The 14,473-nt window shown below is 64.8% G+C and carries 11 protein-coding genes and 2 pseudogenes; 10 read left to right on the top strand and 3 right to left on the bottom strand.

Features of this window, described 5'->3' with window-relative positions; all coding sequences use genetic code 11:
• The first annotated feature begins 65 nt into the window (after window positions 1-65).
• From GKE62_RS16830 to GKE62_RS16805, 6 genes are all read left to right on the top strand, one after another.
• Window positions 66-1,220 (top strand): acyl-CoA dehydrogenase family protein, encoded by a 1,155-nt coding sequence (locus GKE62_RS16830; RefSeq protein WP_154693241.1) that lies wholly within the window; start codon window positions 66-68, stop codon window positions 1,218-1,220.
• A complete protein-coding gene (locus GKE62_RS16825) occupies window positions 1,221-2,435 on the top strand; it encodes a CoA transferase (protein ID WP_154693240.1) in 1,215 nt (404 codons plus the stop codon).
• A 298-nt stretch (window positions 2,436-2,733) separates the two neighbouring features.
• Complete coding sequence (locus GKE62_RS16820) at window positions 2,734-3,969, top strand: acetyl-CoA C-acetyltransferase (protein WP_154693239.1); 1,236 nt, start codon at window positions 2,734-2,736, stop codon at window positions 3,967-3,969.
• A 71-nt stretch (window positions 3,970-4,040) separates the two neighbouring features.
• On the top strand, window positions 4,041-4,313 hold the full coding sequence (locus GKE62_RS16815; RefSeq protein WP_154693238.1) for a glycine zipper domain-containing protein: 273 nt from the start codon (window positions 4,041-4,043) through the stop codon (window positions 4,311-4,313).
• A gap of 36 nt (window positions 4,314-4,349) precedes the next feature.
• Window positions 4,350-4,751: a metallopeptidase family protein gene (locus GKE62_RS16810; protein ID WP_154693237.1), complete on the top strand. Its 402-nt coding sequence runs from the start codon at window positions 4,350-4,352 to the stop codon at window positions 4,749-4,751.
• A 125-nt stretch (window positions 4,752-4,876) separates the two neighbouring features.
• The gene (locus tag GKE62_RS16805; protein ID WP_154693236.1) at window positions 4,877-5,857 is read left to right on the top strand and encodes a peptidylprolyl isomerase; all 981 of its coding nucleotides are present in this window, start codon (window positions 4,877-4,879) and stop codon (window positions 5,855-5,857) included.
• 23 nt (window positions 5,858-5,880) lie between these two features.
• Here the strand turns inward: GKE62_RS16805 and GKE62_RS16800 are convergent.
• A pseudogene (locus GKE62_RS16800) lies at window positions 5,881-7,975 on the bottom strand (bifunctional (p)ppGpp synthetase/guanosine-3',5'-bis(diphosphate) 3'-pyrophosphohydrolase).
• A gap of 179 nt (window positions 7,976-8,154) precedes the next feature.
• Between GKE62_RS16800 and GKE62_RS16795 the strand changes: the two are divergent.
• The gene (locus GKE62_RS16795) at window positions 8,155-9,150 is read left to right on the top strand and encodes a phosphatase PAP2 family protein (protein WP_154693235.1); all 996 of its coding nucleotides are present in this window, start codon (window positions 8,155-8,157) and stop codon (window positions 9,148-9,150) included.
• Here the strand turns inward: GKE62_RS16795 and hemF are convergent.
• Window positions 9,060-9,916: pseudogene (gene hemF / locus GKE62_RS16790) on the bottom strand (oxygen-dependent coproporphyrinogen oxidase). The gene GKE62_RS16795 and the pseudogene hemF overlap by 91 nt on opposite strands.
• A gap of 80 nt (window positions 9,917-9,996) precedes the next feature.
• On the opposite strand from hemF, the gene GKE62_RS16785 reads away from it, so the two are divergent.
• Window positions 9,997-11,295, top strand: coding sequence for a cyclopropane-fatty-acyl-phospholipid synthase family protein (locus GKE62_RS16785; protein WP_154693234.1), 1,299 nt, complete (start codon window positions 9,997-9,999; stop codon window positions 11,293-11,295).
• Window positions 11,296-11,318: 23 nt separating this feature from the next.
• Here the strand turns inward: GKE62_RS16785 and GKE62_RS16780 are convergent, their stop codons facing one another.
• Entirely contained in the window at window positions 11,319-12,284 is a 966-nt protein-coding gene (locus tag GKE62_RS16780; RefSeq protein WP_154693233.1) for an adenylate/guanylate cyclase domain-containing protein, read from the bottom strand.
• Between the two features lie 208 nt (window positions 12,285-12,492).
• Between GKE62_RS16780 and GKE62_RS16775 the strand changes: the two genes are divergently transcribed.
• Both GKE62_RS16775 and GKE62_RS16770 read left to right on the top strand, forming a co-directional pair.
• Window positions 12,493-12,906 (top strand): DoxX family protein, encoded by a 414-nt coding sequence (locus GKE62_RS16775; protein ID WP_230206779.1) that lies wholly within the window; start codon window positions 12,493-12,495, stop codon window positions 12,904-12,906.
• A 140-nt stretch (window positions 12,907-13,046) separates the two neighbouring features.
• Window positions 13,047-14,465 (top strand): S41 family peptidase, encoded by a 1,419-nt coding sequence (locus GKE62_RS16770; RefSeq protein ID WP_154693231.1) that lies wholly within the window; start codon window positions 13,047-13,049, stop codon window positions 14,463-14,465.
• Window positions 14,466-14,473: the final 8 nt, after the last annotated feature.

Raw genomic sequence — 14,473 nt, 5'->3', positions numbered from 1 at the left:
TGGCGAGCCAGCTCGCAAGTCTGCGTATCTCTCCCCTGAAGGGGAGAGAGCATTCGGAGGAATGAATGGACGCCGACATCTTCGACCAGTTCATCGATCAGCTGCAGCGCTATGTCCGCGACCGGCTGGTCCCCGCCGAGCGCGAGGTTATCGAAACCGATCGCGTGCCCGAGGCAATCCTTGCCGAAATGCGCGACATGGGGCTGTTCGGACTGACCATTCCCGAAGAGTTCGGCGGATCGGGCATGAACATCGCGCAATACGCCCGGACGATCCAGACGCTGGGCTACGCCGCGCCCGCGTTCCGCTCGATCCTGTCGATCAACATCGGGATGGTCGCCTCGGCGCTCAAGAACGGCGGGACCGACGCGCAGCGTGCCGAATGGCTGCCGCGGCTCGCCGCTGGCGAGATCGCGTGTTTCGGCCTGACCGAACCGGGATCGGGATCGGATTCCGCCGCGATGCAGACCACCGCGGTCCGTTCGGGCAACGGCTGGGTTCTGAACGGCACCAAGCGCTACATCACCAACGCCCCGTTTGCGCAAGTGGGGCTCATCATGGCGCGGACCAGTAGGGAAGCGCTGCCCAAGAACGCCCACGTCTCGGCGTTCCTGGTGCCGATGGACACTCCGGGCATCGCCGCCGGCAAGTCTGACAAGAAGATGGGCCAATCGGGCAGCCACATCGCCGATATCGTGATGGAAGACGTGCGCCTGCCTGCCGACGCCCTGCTCGGCGACGAGGAAGGCAAGGGCTTTGTCACCGCCATGCGCAGCCTCGACAACGGGCGCATCTCGGTCGGCGCGGCGGCGACGGGATACGCCCGCCGCGCGCTCGATTCCGCGCTACGCTATGCCAACGAGCGCAAGGCGTTCGGCGAGCCGATCGCCAACTTCCAGTTGATCCAGGCGATGCTCGCCGACAGCGAGATCGAAATCTACGCCGCCGAATGCATGATGGCCGACGTCACCGCGCGTGCCGACGCGGGCGAGAACGTGCTGCGCAAGGCCGCCGCCTTCAAGGTCTTCGCCAGCGAGATGTGCGGACGCGTGGTCGATCGCGTCGTGCAGATCTACGGCGGCGCGGGATACCTGGCCGAGTACGACGCCGAACGCTTCTTCCGCGATGCGCGGATCTACCGGATCTACGAAGGCACTACCCAGATCCTCCAACTCCAGATCGCCAAGCACATGCTGCGCGAATGGGCGGCGGCCGCCTGAATGTACGATCTTCTCTCCGGGCTGACCGTCGTCGAGGTCTCCAGCTTCGTCGCGTCGCCGACGATCGGGCTGTACCTTGCGCAGATGGGCGCCGAGGTGATCAAGGTCGATCAGATCGGCGGAGGGCAGGATTTCCGCCGCTGGCCGGTTACCGAGGACAACCACTCGCTGGCGTGGGAGAACCTCAATCGCGCGAAGAAGTCGGTCGCGCTCGACCTTTCCTCGAAAGCGGGCCGCGCGGTGCTGGTCGATCTGATCCGCAAGGTGGGCGTGCTCGTAACCAATCTGCCCGCGGGAGGCTTTCTCTCGCATGAGACGCTCGCCGCGGACTGTCCTGGGCTGATCACCGTGCGCGTGATGGGCTGGCCCGATGGCTCGATCGCGCTCGACTACACCGCCAACGCCGCGGTCGGCTATCCCTCGCTGACCGGCCCGCTCGAGGACGAGCGCCCGGTCAACCACGTCTTACCGGCGTGGGACCTGCTGACGGGGGCCTATGGCGCGTTCGCGCTGCTCGCCGCGCTACGCCGCCGCGACGCCACCGGCCAGGGCGGCGAGGTGCGCCTGCCGCTGACCGACATCGCGATGGGCAGCGCCGCCAACCTCGGCCGCATCGCCGAAGTGCTGCACACCGGGCAGGACCGGGTGCGACTGGGCAACGGCGTGTTCGGCACGATCGGCCGCGATTTCGTCACCCGCGACGGCCAGCGCACCATGATCGTCGCGATCAACGAGCGCCAGTGGCAGGGCCTGGTCCGCGCGCTCGATATCACCGAGGGCCTGGCCTCGATCGAGCGAGAGCGCGGGGTGAGCTTTGCCGGCGACGACGGGGTGCGCTTCAGCAACCGCGACGCGATCTATGCCCTGATCGAGGCGGCGTTCGCGGCGCGCGATCACGCCGATCTGGCCGCCGCCTTCGATGCCAACGGAGTGGTCCACAGCGGCTATCAGACGATGGTCGAGGCGGTTGCCGATCCGCGCCTGGTCACGGAGAATCCGCTGTTCGCGATGAGCACCGATAATCCTTCCGGCTTCGCATATCCGGCTGCCGGCGCATTGGCCACGCTAGCGGGCGAGGCGCGGTTGGCGCCGGCTCCGGCGCCGCAGATCGGGGCGGATAGCGAAGCGGTGCTGGGCGAAGTGCTTGGCTATTCTGCCAGCGAGATCGCCCGGCTGGTCGATACCGGACTGGTCGCAACCACCAATGAAGCCTGACTCACCCTTCGCTCGTGTCGAGTCCCTCATCCCCCCGACTTCGCTCGGGATGAGCGGGGCATGGAGAATGGCAGAACGGATCAATACCTGTTGTTCGAAGCGGCGATCGTTCGTGGAGGGGGGCAGCGATCCGATCGAGGCTGTCCTACATCGTCGGCTTCATGCCATGGTTGGCCCATGCACACCGCCTTTTCCGCCCCGATTTGCAGCACCTCGCCCCACGTTCGCACCCACGGAATTTTTCTTCCCTAGGACTGTGTAACATCCGGTCCAAGCGCCCCATACGAGAGACGAACCGATGCCTGAAACGTCCCGCCAAAACGGCCTTCGCCGCGCCGCCATCGTCAGCCCGATCCGCACCGCGGTGGGCAAGTTCGGGGGCGCATTGTCGTCGATGACCCCCGGCGACCTGGGTGCGGTGGTCCTCAAGGCATTGATCGAACGCACGCAGATCGATCCGGCGCGGGTCGACGACGTGATTTTCGCGCAGGGTTATGGCAACGCCGAGGCCCCGGCGATCGGCCACTGGTCATGGCTGGCCGCGGGGCTGCCCTTGGAAGTGCCGGGCTATCAGCTCGACCGACGTTGCGGATCGGGCCTGCAGGCGGTGATCAACGCCGCCATGATGGTTCAGACGGGCGCTTCCGACGTGGTCGTCGCGGGCGGCTGCGAGAGCATGTCCAACGTCGAGCATTACACCACCGACCTGCGCAACGGTGTTCGCGCGGGCAACGTCACCCTGCACGACCGCCTCACCCGCGGCCGTCTGATGAGCCAGCCGGTCGAGCGCTTCGGGGTGATCAGCGGAATGATCGAGACCGCCGAGAACCTCGCCAAGGACTATGGCATCAGCCGCGAGGCCTGCGACGCCTATGCCGCGCGCAGCCACCAGCGCGCCGCCGCCGCGTGGAACCAGCACCTGTTCGACGACGAACTGGTCCCGGTCAGCGTCAAGCAGAAGAAGGGCGATCCGGTGATCTTCGCCCACGACGAAGGCTATCGCGCCGATGCGACCGCCGAATCGCTCGCCAAGCTGCGTCCTCTGGAAGGCGGCGTGGTCACTGCAGGCAACGCCAGCCAGCAGAACGACGCCGCCGCCGCCTGCCTGGTGGTGGCCGAGGACAAGCTCGAGGAGCTCGGCCTGACCCCCGACGCCTGGTACGTCGCCTCCGCCGCCGCGGGCTGCGATCCCAGCCGCATGGGTATCGGCCCGGTCCCCGCCACCGAACGCCTGTTCGCGCGTACGGGGCTGGGCTGGGACGACATCGACCTGGTCGAACTCAACGAGGCGTTCGCCCCTCAGGTGCTGGCGGTGCTCAAGGGCTGGGGCTGGAGCAACGACGACAGCCGCCACGAAATCCTCAACGTCAATGGCTCCGGGATCAGCCTGGGCCATCCGATCGGCGCCACCGGCGGGCGCATCCTCGCCAACCTGACCCGCGAACTCCACCGCCGCAGCGGGCGCTATGGCCTGGAGACGATGTGCGTCGGCGGCGGCCAGGGGCTCGCCGCGGTGTTCGAGCGCGCAGCCTGAGGAGATCGGGAACCCGAACGCAATACCGACCGTTACCGAGCCGACATCGCCAATACATCAAAGGATAGACCATGTTTCGCAAATCGACAGCCTTGGCTGCACTGGCGCTCGCCGGTGCGAGCTTCGCCATCGCAACCCCCGCCGAAGCGCGCTGCGGCCGCTACGTGAGCAAGACCACCGGGACGCTGCTCGGCGCCGGCGGCGGCGCGCTGCTGGGCGGCATCCTGACCCACGGGAGCACCGGCCCCATCGTCGGCGCCGCCGCGGGCGGGCTTGCCGGGCATGAGATCTCGAAGAAGAACCTGCGCAAGTGCCGCTATCGCCGCACTTATCGCCGCCGTTGATTTGACGCGTCGGCGACGCGGCCCGATGAAGCGGCGATGAGCCGCAGCTTCGGAACCGCTCCCACGCTCGACGAGATAGAGGCTCTGGCCCGCGCCGTTATGGCGCGGCTCCCAGAGCCTTTTTCGTCGCAGTTGCGGGAAATCCTCCTGCGGGTCGAAGACTTCGCCGATGACAAGACGCTGGCCGAACTGGGCATCGAGGACGCGTTCGAGCTGACGGGCGTGTACGAGGGACTGCCGTTGGGCCAAAAGGAAGGCGGCGTTTCGGGCACGCTACCCGACCGCATCCGCCTGTTCCGCGAGCCGATCCTCGACGAATGGATTTCGCGTGGGGATGAGACGCTAGAGCAGCTGGTGGCGCACGTGCTGATCCACGAGGTGGGCCACCACTTCGGGCTGAGCGATGCGGACATGGAGGCGCTGGAAGAGCAAACTTAGGATCTCGGTCCGCGCCCCGCGCCCGCTCATTTCCAGCGAGGTTGAGACACGCAGGGCCAAGGTCGACACGAGCGGGGTTTGGTTATTCAATTTGCGTTCGAAAGCGAGGGTGGCAGGTTGTCCGAATGATCCGAACACTCCCCCTCGCCCTCCTCGCCCTCCTCGCCGTCCTCGCCCTCGCCGCCCTCCTCGCCCTCGCCGCCCCCGCACTCGCCGCCGATCCCGCCCCCGCCCCAAGCGAAATCGTCGCCGCTGCGCCCAAGGCGGATTGGATGGCAATCCCGGCGTCGGACCTGCTGGTGATGGACCTCGCCCCGGACGTGAAGGGCAAGCCCCGCCGCGTGGTAATCCAACTGATGTCGCCGCCGTTCTCCCAAGGCTGGATCGGCAACATCCGCAAACTCGCCGCCGCGCACTGGTGGGACGGGCTGAGCATCAACCGGGTGCAGGACAACTACGTCGCCCAGTGGGGAGATGCCGATGGCGAGGACAAAGCGAAGGCGAAGGCGTTGCCGGTGGGTTTGGCAGTCGTCCCGGCGAGCGAATACATACACTTTGCCAACGACATGTCCGACATGGCTCTGCCACGCCTTGCGCAACCTTTCGATGTGCGAGTGCTTCCCGACCCCTACGCCGGATATGGATTCGTGCATTTTGAAAGCGGGTGGCCCACCGGCCGAAACAGCGCGGGCGAGGTATGGCCCGTCCACTGCTACGGTATGGTCGGCGTCGGGCGGAACCTCTCGCCCGACACCGGCTCGGGCGCCGAGCTCTACACCGTGATCGGCCACGCCCCGCGCCATCTCGACCGCAACATCGCGCTGGTCGGGAGAGTGATCGAGGGGATCGAGCACCTCTCCAGCTTGCCGCGCGGGACCGGCGCGCTGGGGTTCTACGAGACGCCCGGGGAGCGGACCAAAATCCTCTCGATCCGCCTCGGCACCGAAGTCGCCGCCCTGCCCGCCTACGAATACCTCGCGACCGAAAGCGAGACCTTCGCCCGCTACGCCGACGCCCGCGCCAACCGCCGCGACCCGTTCTTCATCAAGCCTGCGGGCGGGGCCGACATCTGCAACATTCCGGTGCCGGTCCGGCGAGCGAAATGAAGGAAAGCCGGTTCACTTGTTCGCTAAATCCGCTCGGCCTGCGCCACCGCATCGTTGGCGCGCAAGGCCGAGACGATCCGCGTCAGGTGCGCCAGATCGCGGACCTCCAAATCCACCTCGTAGGTGTGGAACGGATCGTCGCGCTGGGTCATCTCCAGGTTCACCACGTTGGCCTTGCTGCTGGCGAACACCCCGGCCATCTCGGCCAGCGTCCCCGGGCGGTTGTACAGCACAGCCCTGATCCGCCCGGTCGCCCCGTCGGTGCGTGCGTCCCACTGCAGGTCGATCCAGTCGGCATCGATCCCGTTGGCGAGGCTCAGGCAGTCGATGGCGTGAACTTCCACCCCTTCGCCCGGCCGCCTCAGCCCGACGATGCGGTCGCCGGGCACGGGATGGCAGCAATCGGCCAGGCTGAACGCCATGCCGGGGGTCAGCCCGCGGATCGCGATCGCGCGCTGCTGCTGCGGCCACAAGTCCGCTTCGGGCAAATCGGACGCGCTGCCCGGCAGCAGCGCCTCCATCACCTGGCGGTCGTTGAGCTTGGCCGCGCCGATGGCGTGCATCAGCTCCTCTTCGTTTTTGAGGTCGAGTCGCTTGAGCGCCTCCTTCAGCCCCTTCTTGCCGATCTTGGTCGGCAACCGCTCGACGATCTCCTCATAGAGCTTGGCGCCGATTGCGGCGACTTCCTGGCGTTCTTTCTGACGCACCGCACGGCGGATCGCGGCACGGGCCTTGCCGGTGACCACGAAGCCCAGCCACGACAATTGCGGCTCCGAATTGCGGCTCTTGATGATGTCGACCACATCGCCGTTGTGAAGCTGGGTGCGCAACGGCACGTGGCGGCCGTTGATCTTCGCCCCGACCGCAGCGCTGCCCAGATCGGTGTGAACCGCATAGGCGAAGTCGATCGGGGTCGCTCCCTTCGGCAACTGGTGCAACGCGCCCTTGGGGGTGAACGCGAAGATGCGGTCCTGGTAGATCGCCAGTTTTGTGTGCTCGAGCAGTTCGTCGGCATCGTGCGCAGTGTCGAGGATTTCGATCAGGTCGCGCAGCCAGCCGACTTCGCCATCCGGGCGTGTCCCGTTCTGCTTGTAGGCCCAGTGCGCGGCGAGGCCGAACTCATTGGTGCGGTGCATGTCGGCGGTCTTGATCTGAACCTCCACGCGCATCGCCGCCTTGTAGATCAGGCTGGTATGCAGGCCTCGGTAGCCGTTGATCTTGGGGGTCGAGATATAGTCCTTGAACCGCCCTGGGATCATCTGCCAGGTCTGATGGATCACCCCGAGCGCCTGGTAGCAATCGCCTGGATCGGCGGTGATGACGCGGAACGCCATGATGTCGGTGATTTGCTCGAAGCTGACGTGGCGCTCGGCCATCTTCTTCCAGATCGAGAACGGGTGCTTCTCGCGGCCTGAGACTTCGACCTTGAGGCCCGCCTCGGCCAGAGCTTGCTTGAGCTCCAGCGCGATCGCGCCGACCTGCCCCCCCTCCTGGCTGCGAATCTGAGCGAGGCGGCCGGTTATCGTGGCATAGCCCTCGGGCTCGACCTGCTCGAACGCGAGCAGTTGCATTTCGCGCATCCACTCGTACATCCCCACCCGCTCGGCGAGCGGGGCGTAGATGTCCATCGTCTCGCGCGCGATCCGCAGACGCTTTTCGGCGCTCTTAATGAAGTGCAGCGTGCGCATGTTGTGCAGCCGGTCGGCAAGCTTGACCAGTAGGACGCGCAAGTCTTCGCTCATCGCCAGCAGGAACTTGCGCAGGTTTTCCGCAGCCCGTTCGTTGTCGCTCAAGGTCTCGATCTTCGAAAGCTTGGTGACGCCATCCACGAGCCGCGCGACCTCGGGGCCGAATAGCTTCTCGACCTCCTCGATCGTGGCGAGCGTATCCTCCACCGTATCGTGAAGCAGCGCGGTGATTATGGTCTCCTGATCGAGCTTGAGCTCGGTCATCAGCCCCGCGACTTCTACTGGGTGGCTAAAATAGGGATCGCCACTGGCACGCTTTTTGGGTGCCGTGTTTCTGGACGGTATAGACGTAGGCGCGGTTGAGCATCGCCTCGTCGGCGTCCGGATCGTAGGCTTTCACCCGTTCCACGAGTTCGTACTGGCGCAGCATCACCGCTAATGTGGGGGGCAAGCGGCGGTTGCGGCAAGGAAATTCCCTCGTCGCGAAGCCAACATGGTTACCGAATCGTAATACCCGCCGTGGCAGAAGTGTTCTGATAAGACGAGCGGGCGGAAACTGTACGGCGCTAGACGGCGGTAAGCCTTGGGCAAGGAGCTCCGGCAGGCAAGATGGCGCGGGTATATGAAGCGGAAGCAATCTCAGGCGGGCTGATCTTGGCCGTCTCCGGGGCGGCGATCGTGTTGGCGCAAGCCCGCGGCGTCTATCTCGATTACGTCAGCTTTGCGCCGCATTATCTCGTCGCCGCCGCACTGATCGGTCTCGCCACGACCTATCGCCGCCTAGGCCGCGCCCCGCAAATCTCGATGACCCTGATGAGCTGTGCGATCTTCGTCCTCTTCACAAACGGCGGTGCGGTCCTCAACTATCTGATGATCCATCCCGGAAGCGCGACAATTGATCCGCTGCTGATACGCGCCGATGCAAAGATAGGCTTCGACTGGGGAGCGTTCGCGGCAGCGGTTTCGCGTCTCGGCTGGGCGGCCAATGCTTTGGGCTGGGTCTACAAGTCGTCACTGATTCAGCTTGCGGCGATGATCCTCATTCTCGGGTTCAGCGGACGGCAGGTGGCGCTCCACCGGTTCGTCCTTACGGGCGTTCTGTGCAGTTGTTTCAGCATAATGATCTGGTCATTGGCCCCCAGCTTCGGACCGAGCCTCTATGCAACGCTTAGTCCGGCGGTGGAGTCGCGGCTCGGCCGGGTGGTTGACCCCGTCTATACCGCCCAACTGCGGGCACTTTTGCACGATGGCGTGCGGACCATCGACGCGAACAGCCTCATCGGGTTGATCGCGTTTCCATCCATGCACACGGTCATGGCCGCGATGGCGGTCTGGTACGCACGGCGAACCGCGATATTCTGGCCACTCGCGATTCTAAACCTTGCGATGATTCCCGCCATCCTAGTCCATGGCGGCCACCACCTGGTCGACGTGCTGGGTGGGCTGGCTCTGTTCGCCATGGTCGCTTGGCGAGTCGCCCGACTGGTGCCAGACGAACCGTTGGCCCCTGCGCTTCAGGTCCAGACAGCCTCCGGAGGCAGGCTCATCAGGATTGCGTCGATATTGCCTCCTGTCTTCAGGCCGAACAGCGTGCCGCGGTCGTAGACCAGGTTGAATTCGGCGTAGCGACCGCGCCATTCAAGTTGCCGCAGCTTGTCCTGCTGGGTCCATTCGCTGTGCATGCGGCGCCGGACAAGTTCGGGATAGATGCTGAGGAACGCTTCGCCGACATCGCGGGTGAACGCGAAATTACGCTCGAACGCCGCGGCGTCCTCGCATTCCAGATGATCGTAGAAGATTCCCCCCACCCCGCGATGGACGCCGCGATGGGGGATGAAGAAATACTCGTCGGCCCACTTGCGATAGCGTTCGTAGTATGTCGGGTTGTGCCGTGCGCAGGCGGCGCGGAACGTGGCGTGGAAGTCCGCGGTGTCCTCTTCATAGGGCAGCGGCGGATTGAGGTCGGCGCCTCCGCCGAACCAGGCTTTGCTGGTGACCAGGAAGCGGCAGTTCATGTGCACGGCGGGGGCGTGCGGGTTGGCCAAGTGCGCGACCAGGCTGATGCCGGTGGCGGTGAACCCGGGGTTGTCCGCCGCCGCTCCATGGATGGTGCCCGCGAATTCGGGGGCGAACTGGCCGCGCACGGTCGAGACGTTGACTCCGACCTTTTCGAAGACCTTGCCCTTCATCACGCCGCGCACCCCCCGCCGGGATCGGGGTTGCCGTCCTCCTCGCGCTCCCACGCGGTGTAGGCGAAAGCGGCATCGCTGCCCGCCTCGCGCTCGATGTCTTCGAAAGCGGCGCAGATACGATCGCGCAGGCTCTCGAACCAGGTGCGGGCGGCGGCGGTGTTGTCGATCCAGTCGGTCATGCACAGTGCCATCGCGCATCGTTCATCCGCGCGCAAGATTCCGCTTGCCAGCAATCGGCCCTCCCATAAGTTGTTGCGCCATGTGGCTGCTCGACCAAATGCTCACCCGGGTGATCCGCAAGGGTCGCCTCGTCATCACCGATCATAACGGCAAGGCCTATGAATACGGCCCCGATGCGCTGGGGCTCGACGGCCAGGGTCCGATCAAGGTGCGGCTGACCGACAAGGGCGCCTCCGCCCACATCGCGCGCTACCCTCAGGTCGGCGCGGGTGAGGCGTACATGGATGGGCGGATGGTCATCGAACCACCTCACGACATCCGCGATCTGGTGCTGTTCGTGACCGAGAATGGCAAGAAAGACGGCGGCGAGGCATTCAAGGCCAAGGGCCTGCTGCGCAAGGCCGGGCAAGCGCTGGTCGCCCGGATCGACAGTATCAACCCGCCCGAAAAGGCCGCGCGCAATGCCAAGCATACCTACAACCTGACTCGCCGCCTGTACGAGCTGTTCCTCGACGAAGACCGCCAGTACACGATGGCCTACTACCGCGATCCAGCGGCCAACGTCAGCCTCGAACAGGCGCAACTCGACAAGAAGGCGCACCTCGCCGCTAAGATGTACATCCGGCCCGGGATGAAAGTCCTGGACATCGGGTGCGGCTGGGGCGGGTTCGCGCTGTATCTCAACAAGCATTACGGATGCGAGGTGCTAGGCGTGGCGCTCGCCGAAGACCAAATCGCGTTCTGCAAGGAACGCGCCGCCGCACTGGGCGTGGCCGACAAGGTAAAGTTCGAACTCATGGACTACCGCTCGGTCGAGGGGCAATTCGACAGGATCAGCTCTGTTGGACTACTCGAACACGTCGGTACGCCGCATTATCCGATCTTCTACCAGCACACAAATCGCCTGCTGAAGCCCGACGGGGTTATGCTCAGCCACTGCTGCGGTCGCGCAGGAGCACCCGGCTTTACGGATGCCTGGACGCGGAAATACATTTTTCCCGGCGGCTATATCCCCGCGCTCAGCGAACTTGTCGCGCAGAGCGAGAAAGCCGGCTGGCAGGTGATGGATGTGGAAGCGATGCGCTTTCATTATTCGCACACGCTAGAGGAATGGTATCGCCGCACGGTGATGCACAAAGATGAGATCGTCGATCTCTACGACGAGCGGTTCTACCGGATGTGGCAGTATTATCTTGCTGGCGCGGAGCAAGCCTTCCGTAACGGCAAGATGGTCAACTGGCAGTTGATCTATGTGAAGGACCGCAGTGCCATCCCGATCACGCGGGATTGGATCGTGGAGGAAAGCGCGCGGTTACGGGCAAGCGATGTGGCGCCGGAGTGGCACCTGGACCCGGGGTTGCGCGAGGCGGCAGAGTAGATCTTCCCGCAGCAAACGGGCGGCTAAGCCGCCGCTAGCAACTCGTCCACCACGGTCCCTATCTGGTCGAAGGTCAACGGAAGCGCGAGGTGACCTTCTTCATAGCCCTTAAGGTCCACCGGGACCAATCCGCCGGGCACGTAATAGGCATCCGAGAGCGCCTCGAACACTTCCTTGGCGATCAACACGTCGCAGCCCTGCTCCTTGGTCGCGGTCTCTAACCGGAAGGCGATGTTCACCGCCTCTCCCATCGCCGTAAAATCGGCTGCGCCTTCGCTGCCGATGTTGCCGATGCTGGCCATCCCGGCGTTGAATCCGGCGCCGAACTTCAGCGGCTCGGCCAGCTTGAACTGGCGTTGGGCCATCAGGAAAATCTCCTGGTAGCCACTGATCACGTCGAACGCGTTGACGATGTCGGCGCGGGCGAGCGAGTTGCTTGGGTGCACCCACACCGCCATCACCGCGTCGCCGATGAACTTGGTCGACCAGGCGTTGTGTTCCTTGAGTAGCGCACCCGACTGGCGGAAAATTTCACCCATCAGCTCGGCCATCACCGTACCCAGCTTGGCTGAGAGCGGAGTGTAGCCGCGCAAGTCGATCACCAGCACGCTGACAAGCTGCTGTTCGACGAGGAACTGGGTCCGCCCGGCGTTGGGATCGACCATTTTTTCGGGCGCATTGGTCTGGACGAAGACGATTGACTGGCGACCGATCTGGATCACGTCTCCCGAATTGAGCGCGGTAGGCACCGAAACCGGGCGGCCGTTGAGCCGGGTGCCGTTGGTGCTCCCGAGATCGTTGAGAACGCACGAACCCGTCGCGTTGCGGCGAATGATCGCGTGCTCGCGGCTGGCCATCGTATCGGTAAGGACGACGGTGTTCGACAGCGAGCGCCCGAAGCCGCACACTCCCAGGCGCTCGACCGGCACCTCGAAGCATTGACCGTCGCTCTCGAACCGAACGAAAGTGTCGCCTAATTCCTTGCCCAAAGGACCCCCGAACTCACAAGGTGCGCGCGCCGGACCCTAACGAATTGTCGGGACCGCGCAACCCGCCTTGGCGATTCTCGCGGGCACACGCAGTGCTTTGCGTCACCCCCTTGCCGCCAGGGCCGCAATCGCCAATGCTTGCCGGAACGAGGGAGGAAATACCGCCATGGATTCCGCGGCCACCCAACCAAGCAGAGCGGATCACGCTTTGGCCCGCACGACCGTCCGCTGGCTTCTTGCCGCGCTGTATCTGACGGCGGGTATCTTCCACGTTGCGCGTCCCCAGCCGTTTCTCGGCATCACTCCGCACTGGGTGCCGTGGCCCGTCACGGTGATTCTGCTGACCGGCTTAGCCGAACTAGCGGCGGTGCCAGCGCTGCTCCAGCCGTGGTCGAGACCGCTGCGCCGGGCCGCCGGGATCGGCCTGGCGGTCTACGCGGTCTGCGTCTATCCCGCCAACGTCAATCACATGCTGATCGATCTGGCCAAACCGGATCACGGCCTGGGGCTGGCCTATCATGTCCCCCGCTTGCTCGCGCAGCCGGATGTGGTGTGGGCCGCGTTGTGGGCCGGCGAAGCGATCGACTGGCCTTTTGGGCGGCGAAGGGCGCAAAAGGCATGACCTACAAGCCAGATTCCGACGCCCCAACCCGCGTTTCGTTCAGCATTCATTCCGGCTAACAGCGCCAGGGCCGTACGACTGAGCAAGCCGTTGCTTTTCAGGGAGACTTTCAAACCGTGCGCCTCCGTCGATTCCCTCTGATGGTCAGTCTCGTAGCGGCGCTCGCGTCATGCGGCGGTGGCGGCAGCAGCGGCGCGCCGCCCGTCGCGGTAACCCCGGCACCTACCTCGGGTGCGACACCCACGCCGACGCCGACCCCCAGCGGATGCTCGCTCAGTGAACGCAAGGCCTGGGCGTTGAGCCAGCTTCAGGAATGGTACCTATTTCCAGAATCGCTGGACACCACGGTCAACCCGGCGAGCTATGCCACTGTACAGGACTACATCGACGCGCTGGTTGCTCCGGCACGCGCGCAGTCGAAGGACCGTTTCTTCACCCACCTCGCCTCGATCGCAGAGGAGAACGCGTTCTTCAATTCGGGTTCGAGCGCGGGATTTGGAATCCGCCTGACCTATGACACCACCGCCAAGCGGGTGTTCGTGGTCGAGGCTTTCGAGGGCGCGCCGGCGCTGTCCGCCGGAATCGATCGCGGGACCGAGATAGTCGCCATCGGCACGAGCGCGGGCAATCTCCAGACCGTCACCGCGCTGATGCAGTCGGGCGGCGCGCAGGCGGTGGTCGACGCGCTCGGCCCGACGACTGCGGGGACCACGCGCGTGCTGCGCGTTATCACTAACGGTGCCCAGCTGGATCTGACGGTCACCAAGGCGGACTATGCCCTGCTCCCGGTCTCATCGCGATATGGTGTCAAGGTCATCGACAACGGCGGCACCAAAGTCGGCTACGTCAACTTGCGCACGTTCATCGACACCGCCGATCCGGCGCTGCGCAACGCCTTCGCCACGTTCAAAAGCCAGGGCGTAACCCAAGTGATCGTCGATCTGCGCTATAACGGCGGAGGGCTGGTCTCGATCGCGGAGCTGTTCGGTGACTTGATGGGCGCGGACAAGGTCGGGCAGACGTTCAGTTTCACAACCTTCCGCGCGAGCAAGTCGAGCAACAACGACAGCGATAACTTCAGCGCGCTGAGCCAGGCGATCGCCGCGACCAAGATCGCGTTTATCGGTACCACCGGCACCGCCTCGGCAAGCGAGTTGCTGATCAACGCGTTCACGCCGTATCTACACGCCAACTCGGCGCTGATCGGGACCAACACCTTCGGCAAGCCCGTCGGCCAGATCGCGCTCGACAAGGCCTCGTGCGACGACCGCCTGCGCCCGATCGCTTTCCGCACCGAAAACTCCGCGCATCAGGGTGACTACTACACCGGGCTGGCAAGCCGGGTGGAGGCGACGTGCAGCGCTGGCGACGATTACACCAAACAGCTCGGCGATCCAGCCGAGGCCTCGGTCAAGGTGGCGCTCGATTTCCTGGCCGGGCGTACCTGTAACCCCATTTCGGGCGGCGGGCAGACCACGCTGGCGGCGGGCGGCAATCGCAATCTGGTTCAGCCCAACGCGCCGAGCACGCTCCAGCGCGAGGTGCCAGGGGCGTTCTAAGCAAAGTC

Source organism: Novosphingobium sp. Gsoil 351, assembly GCF_009707465.1.
Lineage (GTDB): Bacteria > Pseudomonadota > Alphaproteobacteria > Sphingomonadales > Sphingomonadaceae > Novosphingobium.
Note: the sequence above shows the minus strand (reverse complement) of the source record. Positions and strands in the feature narration are given on the sequence as shown.

Coding starts and splice junctions, on each gene's coding strand:
- GKE62_RS16795 (WP_154693235.1), top strand. CDS start 8,155: ATGGCGCGGGTATATGAAGCGGAAGCAATCTCAGGCGGGCTGATCTTG.
- GKE62_RS16785 (WP_154693234.1), top strand. CDS start 9,997: ATGTGGCTGCTCGACCAAATGCTCACCCGGGTGATCCGCAAGGGTCGC.
- GKE62_RS16770 (WP_154693231.1), top strand. CDS start 13,047: ATGGTCAGTCTCGTAGCGGCGCTCGCGTCATGCGGCGGTGGCGGCAGC.
- GKE62_RS16805 (WP_154693236.1), top strand. CDS start 4,877: ATGATCCGAACACTCCCCCTCGCCCTCCTCGCCCTCCTCGCCGTCCTC.
- GKE62_RS16830 (WP_154693241.1), top strand. CDS start 66: ATGGACGCCGACATCTTCGACCAGTTCATCGATCAGCTGCAGCGCTAT.
- GKE62_RS16815 (WP_154693238.1), top strand. CDS start 4,041: ATGTTTCGCAAATCGACAGCCTTGGCTGCACTGGCGCTCGCCGGTGCG.
- GKE62_RS16810 (WP_154693237.1), top strand. CDS start 4,350: ATGAGCCGCAGCTTCGGAACCGCTCCCACGCTCGACGAGATAGAGGCT.
- GKE62_RS16825 (WP_154693240.1), top strand. CDS start 1,221: ATGTACGATCTTCTCTCCGGGCTGACCGTCGTCGAGGTCTCCAGCTTC.
- GKE62_RS16820 (WP_154693239.1), top strand. CDS start 2,734: ATGCCTGAAACGTCCCGCCAAAACGGCCTTCGCCGCGCCGCCATCGTC.